The organism is Protofrankia sp. Cr2, from assembly GCF_963555885.1.
GTDB lineage: Bacteria > Actinomycetota > Actinomycetes > Frankiales > Frankiaceae > Protofrankia.
Genome location: NZ_CAUVXG010000040.1, coordinates 40,236 through 46,805, shown reverse-complemented (window position 1 = coordinate 46,805; position 6,570 = coordinate 40,236). Strand labels below are relative to the sequence as shown.

General features: G+C 66.7%; 6 protein-coding genes. 1 reads left to right on the top strand and 5 read right to left on the bottom strand.

What is annotated here, in order from left to right:
* Positions 1 to 112 precede the first annotated feature (112 nt).
* The 3 genes from U9978_RS17240 to mftD form a co-directional block, all read right to left on the bottom strand.
* Entirely contained in the window at positions 113 to 889 is a 777-nt protein-coding gene (locus U9978_RS17240; protein WP_322762166.1) for a hypothetical protein, read from the bottom strand.
* Between the two features lie 327 nt (positions 890 to 1,216).
* Positions 1,217 to 2,089 (bottom strand): mycofactocin biosynthesis peptidyl-dipeptidase MftE, encoded by an 873-nt coding sequence (gene mftE / locus U9978_RS17235; RefSeq protein ID WP_322762165.1) that lies wholly within the window; start codon positions 2,087 to 2,089, stop codon positions 1,217 to 1,219.
* The gene (gene mftD / locus U9978_RS17230) at positions 2,089 to 3,270 is read right to left on the bottom strand and encodes a pre-mycofactocin synthase MftD (protein ID WP_322762164.1); all 1,182 of its coding nucleotides are present in this window, start codon (positions 3,268 to 3,270) and stop codon (positions 2,089 to 2,091) included. Before mftD ends, mftE begins: the two co-directional genes overlap by 1 nt.
* A gap of 335 nt (positions 3,271 to 3,605) precedes the next feature.
* Here mftD and mftR point away from each other — a divergent pair, with 335 nt between their 5' ends.
* Positions 3,606 to 4,208, top strand: coding sequence for a mycofactocin system transcriptional regulator (gene mftR / locus U9978_RS17225; RefSeq protein ID WP_322762163.1), 603 nt, complete (start codon positions 3,606 to 3,608; stop codon positions 4,206 to 4,208).
* 76 nt (positions 4,209 to 4,284) lie between these two features.
* Here mftR and U9978_RS17220 read toward each other — a convergent pair whose 3' ends face one another.
* A complete protein-coding gene (locus tag U9978_RS17220) occupies positions 4,285 to 5,406 on the bottom strand; it encodes an alcohol dehydrogenase catalytic domain-containing protein (protein ID WP_322762162.1) in 1,122 nt (373 codons plus the stop codon).
* 49 nt (positions 5,407 to 5,455) lie between these two features.
* Positions 5,456 to 6,568 (bottom strand): NDMA-dependent alcohol dehydrogenase, encoded by a 1,113-nt coding sequence (locus U9978_RS17215; protein ID WP_416211014.1) that lies wholly within the window; start codon positions 6,566 to 6,568, stop codon positions 5,456 to 5,458.
* Positions 6,569 to 6,570: the final 2 nt, after the last annotated feature.

The window sequence follows — 6,570 nt, the reverse complement described above, 5'->3', positions numbered from 1 at the left end:
GAGGCGCCCCGTCGGACGGAGCCATGTCGACCAGCGCCATGTCGACCAGCGCCATGTCGGAGCTCTCCCTGTCGGACCTCGCCAACGGCGGGTGCGAACGCGACTTCTCCCGCTATGGTGCCAGTGCAGCACAGGTACTATCCGACGCGAACCAGTCAGAGCCGGCCTCGTGCCCATCTGTCTCGCCTGCTGGTATCCGATGAACCTTCCACCACTTCGGGCTCTCGTCGGTATATGCAGCCGCGCCTCCACACGTAGTACCTACATGATGCTTGATACCGCCGGCTTCTACGAGCCACACCCAATTCCCATCCGCCGAGACAAAGTTGAGATATTTTTCCTTTTCGTATGGGCAGTATGCTTTCTTTGGAGATGATCGATAGGCGTCAAGGGTGGAATAATCGACCGAAAACGGGCCCGTCACATTGGCGCGGACCCGGATGCAGTTCTCAATGTTGGAATTCGGTACGTACTGGCGTAGGCCGTCGGAGTTGATGTAGTAGACAGCTCCGTCGGAGGTTTTGATCATTTTGTTGAGGTAGGAATTGCTCGTAGGTGCGCCCGACGGTCGAGGGCTTCCCTGAGCAACCGTGGGAGCAACCGTGGAAACTACCGCAGGACCTACCGCAGGACCTACCGCAGGACCTACCGCAGAACCTACCGGCGCGTTTTCCGAACTTCGGCCGAAAATCTGATTCGGCGACGCAGGAATAAAAGAAATAACCATCGACGCCGGGCTCGTTGGACTCAGAAATGGAGACGCCATGACCGTCTGCGGCATGGCGGGAGCGACCGAAACTCCCACTGCAACACCGTTACCACTTTTTATGAAGGCGGCGACAACGGCGCATGCTCCCCCTATGACCGCAGCAGCCAAAGTCGCGAACATCGCGACCCACCCATTCCGGGCAGCATTTCTTTGAGAATCCATTCTCCCCCGATTCAATTATCGAAAACAAAGCCGGCCGCGATCCACTGCGCCGGCAGGCTGACAGCTGACAGCGGCTGCAGGCCGTCTACCTGCGCTACTGAAGAATCAACTGTCCGTCTGCCGGAGCTGTTCGTGCTCGACGCCACCATGGCCGCTGGATACAGCGAGCACCTGCTGGTACCAGTGACTCGCCTTCTCGACATCGGCAACAGCAATCATCGGTTGAGGCCGTGCCGAGGGTACCGTTATCGTGGCCATGGCAGGGATGGTAACGGGCGACGCCGGTTACCAGAGCGACGCGTCCGGAGTCGGGGCCTGCACTCCCCTGCGGCATCCCTCGGACAAACGCGTGCGGAGGCGGCCGTCGGTGTCGGGCTCACCGCGTGCGATCAACTCGGACACATCCTCGATCATCTTCCGCAGCACACGCTCCCCTTCATGGGCGGTGGCGGCGGTCGGGTCGCCGAGCACGCCGGACGGCGAGACTGAGCGAACGCCGGAGGCGACGATGGCCGGTAGCAGCTCGGTGATGGGGGCGGTGTTGCCCACCGCGGCTTGTGTCATGTCCACCAGTTCGGGGGCCAGGTGCAGCATGAGCGAGGTCTCGGTGAAGCCGGCGTGGGCGTCGACGTTTTCGGTTTCGCACGGTACCCACGCCACCCGGTGTTGCTCATAGCGCATCTGTACGACGGCTCGGGACAAACTCTGCAGGTTGCCGCCGTGGGCGTTGACGAACACGATGCGGCCGCACCAGGTGGCCATCGAGCGGACCAGTTCCACCAGCATCGACCCCAAGACCTCGTTGCCGATGGAGATCGTGCCCGCAAACGGCTGGTGCTCGCCGCTGGCGGCATACGTGACCGGCGGTGCGACCAGTACCGGCTCTGCGGGGCACCGGTGGAGCAGCCGTGCCGCGGCTCCTTCGGCCACCGCCACCGCAATCGTGGTGTCGGTGGCCAGCGGCAGGTGCGGCCCGTGCTGCTCGAAGGAGCCGACCGGAACCAGGACCAGGGGTTCAGCCGGAAGCCCGGACCAGGAAAACCGCGATAGACGCGTCCGCGTGGCAGACGTGGCAGACGTGGCAGACGTGGCAGACGTGGCAGACGTGGCAGACGTGGCAGACGTGGCGCTGCTGGTCGGGCTCGCGGGCGGGTTCATCAGGTGGCCGCGGTGCCCAGTCTCCGGGTGAAGCCTTCGGGCATCACGACATCGTTCGGCGTCAGGTCGTGGATGGACGAGCGCCCCAGCCCGAGCAGGGCCGAATCGATATCGCCGCGCAGGATGTCGAGCACGTTCTCCACCCCCGCCTGCCCGGCGGCGGCCAGGCCCCACAGGTACGCACGGCCGATCATCACCGCCCGCGCACCGAGCGCAACTGCCTTCACCACGTCGCCGCCCCGGCGGATACCGCCGTCCATCAGCACCTCAATGGTGTCTCCGACCGCGTCCACGACCGCCGGCAGTGCCCGGATCGGGGCCGGCGTCCCATCGAGATTGTTGCCACCGTGGTTGGAGACCGAGATGGCGCTGACCCCGGCGTCGACCGCGCGCCGGGCGTCGTCCACGCGGCACACGCCCTTGAGCATGAACGGCCCCTGCCACCGCCGGCGTATCCAGGCGATGTCGTCCCAGGTCGCCGGGGGTGTCTGCATCCATTCGCCGTACGCGCCGAAAAAGGTGGGGAGCGGCTGGCCCGCCTCGGCCAGGTTCGGCACGGTCAGGTCGGGGAGGCTTCCGGAGCGAAGGTATTCCAGCAGCCAAGCGGGCCGGGACAGGGCCTGGGGGGCCAGCCGCGCCATGGTCTTCAGGTCCAGCCGGTCGGGTATCCAGGGGCTGCCCCAGTCCCGGCCGTGCGAGAACGACCAGTCCAGGGTGAGGATCAAGCCGACCGCGCCGGCCTGCTGGGCGTGCTCCATTCGCCGGATCATGCACTCCCTGGTGCCCATCCAGTACATCTGGAAGAAGGTCCGCGAGTTGGCCGCCACGACGTCCTCGATCGGCTTGCTGGCGAACGAGCTGAGCCCCATCGCCGTGCCCCGCGCCGCGGCGGCCCGCGCCACCGCCACCTCACCCTCGGGATGGACCGCCTGGACTCCGGTGGGAGAAATGATCACCGGCATCGATATCGGCTGACCCATGACCGTGGTCTCCTGGTCCCGCTTGGCCGGCAGGTCCGCCACATGCGGAGCGAAGCCGAGCTCGGCGAACGCCGCGGTGTTGTCCCGCAACGAAACACCCTCCTGCGAGCCGGCCAGCAGCGCGCCGTATACCGATGCGGGAAGCCTTCCCCGGGCCCGCTTCCGTGCCTCGGCGACCGACTCGAACCACCCGTTGCCCATATCCCACCTTCCGTGGCGCCCCCGACGAGGGCGTCCCATCTGTCGAGCAGGTCAGCCTGGAGCGATACATGCAGCCAACGGGCGCCACGGCCGGAGGGACGCAGCCGGGTGAGACAAGGCGTCGCGCCCGGCTCGTCAACCTGCGGGACGCTCTCCTCGGCGGGCACCGTGTACCCCTGCATGACACCTCAGTCCTGTCACTCGGGCCGCTGTCCGCGGCGTGTGGCAACTTTAATGGCACTCGTGGCCAAAAAAAAGAGATCGCCCGATCCTTGTTGGCCTCCCTTCGGGTCTGATATCGGTTAGAGTCTGCTATCCGTTAGGGTCTGATATCCGTGCCCACCCCATCCAGGCGCCCGAAGGGCCGCCCACCCGTTACCGATCACGCCACGATCGAACGGGCGGCGTTCGCGCTGTTCACCGAGCGAGGGTTCGACGCCACCACGCTGGACGCGATCGCCGAGGCCACGGGGGTCGGGCGGCGCACCGTGCTGAGGTACTACCCATCCAAGAACGACATCCCCTGGGGCCGGTTCGACGAGAACCTCGTCCAACTCCGGAAGTCCCTGGACTCCATGCCCCACGACATCCCCGTCTACGAGGCCGTCCAGCAAGCGGTGCTCGCCTTCAACCACGTCGACACGCCGGCACTCGCCCAGCACCGGCAACGGATGGCGCTGCTACTTCGGACGCCGACACTGCAGGCCCACTCCGCCCTCAAATACCGGCAGTGGCGCGAGGTGATCATCTCCTACGCCGCCGACCGCCACGGCATATCCTCCGCTGACCTGCTGCCACGCACCGTGGGCCAGGTCACCCTCGCGCTCGCCGTGTCCGCCTATGAACAATGGCTGGAACACGAGGACCGCATGATCGAGGAACTCCTCGACGAAGCCCTGTCGGGCCTGCGGAGATACTTCGCCGATCCGCAACGATGACGCCCGGGATGGACGCGACGGACCCACCGGACCTGCCGGAGCCCGCCGGAGCCGCCGGAGCCGCCGGACGCGGTGCTCAGGAAAGGCGAAGCACTCCTCTGATGATGGTGCCCTCGGCCTGGTCGCGGTATCCCGACGGCAGTGCGGCGAGCGAGTCATAGGTGCGGGTGACGATGGAGTCGAGGTCGTAACGGCCGGCCCGGTGGAGATCGGCAAGAAAACGGATGCCTTTTCGCCCGTCCCATGAACCGGCGAGACAGCCGACGACCTGCTTCTCCAGGCTCTGCAGGTTCCGCAGGTTGATCGTGGCCGTGTTCTCGTCGGCGGGATGGACGTTTACCACGACCACCCGGCCGCGCTTTCCGACCAGGGACAGGGCCGCCTCGGTGCAGCGGCCGTCACCGACCGCCATGGCCATGACGACCGTGTTCGCCATCCGGCCGGCCGTCATGTCGGTCACCACCGTCGCCGCCTCCCCGAGGCTTGCCACCGCGATGTCGGCACCGAGCCGTTTCGCGACACCTCGCTTGAAGGGAACGGGATCAACGGCCACGATCGAGCGGGCGCCGGCGAAACGAGCGGCCTGGACGGCGTTCGCACCGATCCCGCCGACCCCGACCACCACGACCGTGTCCCCGGCACGTACTTCGGCGGTGTTCAGGACGGCTCCCCATCCAGTGACACCGGCGCAGGCGATGGTGCAGGCGGCCTCAAGAGGCAGCGCGGGATCGACGACGACGCAGCTCGCCTCATTGACGACCGTGTGCTCGGCAAAGGTACCGAGAAACACGAAGACGCTCAGATCCTCGCCGCGGGCATGATGGCGGGCGGTGCCGTCGGAGATCTGGAAGCCCTGCCCGATCAGGGCACCCCGCTCACACAGGTACGGGAGGGCGTCGAGGCACGCGACGCACGCCCCGCACGGCGGCAGCGGGACGCTGAGCACGACATGGTCACCGGGACGGATTGCGTGCACCCCGGCTCCGACGGCCTCGACGACGCCCGCTCCCTCGTGGCCGCCGATAACCGGCCGGCGCGCGCCGGGATACCCGCCGTCGAGCAGGTGGTGGTCGCTGTGACACAGGCCGGTGGCCACCATCCGGACCAGAACCTCACCCGCGGCCGGCGGGTCGAGGGTGATCTCCTCAATGCTCCACTGCGACCGATCGGGCCACAGCACCGCCGCACGTGTCCTCATCGCCGTGCAATCCCGTCAGTCGAAGGTGACCATCAGTTGAAGACGGCCGTCAGTTGAAGGTGATGACGCCACGGATGTTCAGCCCGGCGTGCATGTCCTCGTAGCCCTGGTTGATCTCCTCCAGCGGGTAGGTACGGGTGACCAGCTCGTCGAGTTTGAGATCCCCCCGCTTGTAGAGGTCGATCATCAGCGGGATCTCACGCACCGGGGAACCCATGCCGTAGATCGCCCCCTGTATCCGCTTCTGGTACATCGTCAGCTCAAGCAGGTTGACCGGGATGCCCGTCTCGTTCTGGTTGCCGGCGGCGGTGGCGACGACGGTTCCGCCTTTGCGGATGGCCGCGAACGCCTGGGCGAGATGCTGCCCGGTCACAACGCCGACCGTGACCACGGCCGCGTCCGCGCCCTGCCCGTTGGTGATGCTGCGTGCCAGTTCGGCCGCCGGCTCGATGTCGGCGAACGCGTCGGTTGCCCCCATTTTCAGGGCGAGTTCCCGTTTGAAAGGGACGGGATCGACGGCGATGACCCGGGTGGCTCCGACGTAGCGGGCGCCCTGGACCGCGTTCATGCCGACCCCGCCGGTACCCACGATGATGATGACGTCGCCGGGGACGATGCCGGCTGCCCGGACCGAGGAACCCCACCCGGTGGGAACCCCGCATCCGACCAGGCAGGCGACCTGGAAGGGCACATCATCGTCGATCTTCACACAGGACGCCTCGGGCATCACGCTCCACTCGGAGAAGGTGGAGACGCAGCCCCCCTGACCGACGTCACGACCGTCCACATGCATCCGGAAGGTACCGTCGAGCTGGCTGCCGGTGAGCATCAGCGCACCGTTGTCGCAGATGTTCTGCTGGCCGGACGCGCACCACCGGCAGCGCCCGCAGCCGGGGACGAAGGCGGTGACGATGCGGTCACCGGGCTTGAGCGTCCGCACGCCCGGTCCTACCGCCTCGACGACGCCGGCTCCCTCATGGCCACCGACGAACGGCAGGGTGGCGACACTGATGTCGCCCTTGGCGAAGTGGTCGTCGGAATGGCATAAGCCGCTCGCGGCGAGCTGGACGAGAACCTCGTTCTCCTTCGGCTCGTCCAGCTCGACCTCGCCGACCTCCCACCGGCCGGGCGCTTCCCATAACAGTGCCGCGCGCGTCCTGATGG

Bases quoted from the DNA above. Each gene is read 5' to 3' on its own strand.
- U9978_RS17240 (WP_322762166.1), bottom strand. From the start codon at position 889: ATGTTCGCGACTTTGGCTGCTGCGGTCATAGGGGGAGCATGCGCCGTT.
- mftE (WP_322762165.1), bottom strand. From the start codon at position 2,089: ATGAACCCGCCCGCGAGCCCGACCAGCAGCGCCACGTCTGCCACGTCT.
- mftD (WP_322762164.1), bottom strand. From the start codon at position 3,270: ATGGGCAACGGGTGGTTCGAGTCGGTCGCCGAGGCACGGAAGCGGGCC.
- U9978_RS17220 (WP_322762162.1), bottom strand. From the start codon at position 5,406: ATGAGGACACGTGCGGCGGTGCTGTGGCCCGATCGGTCGCAGTGGAGC.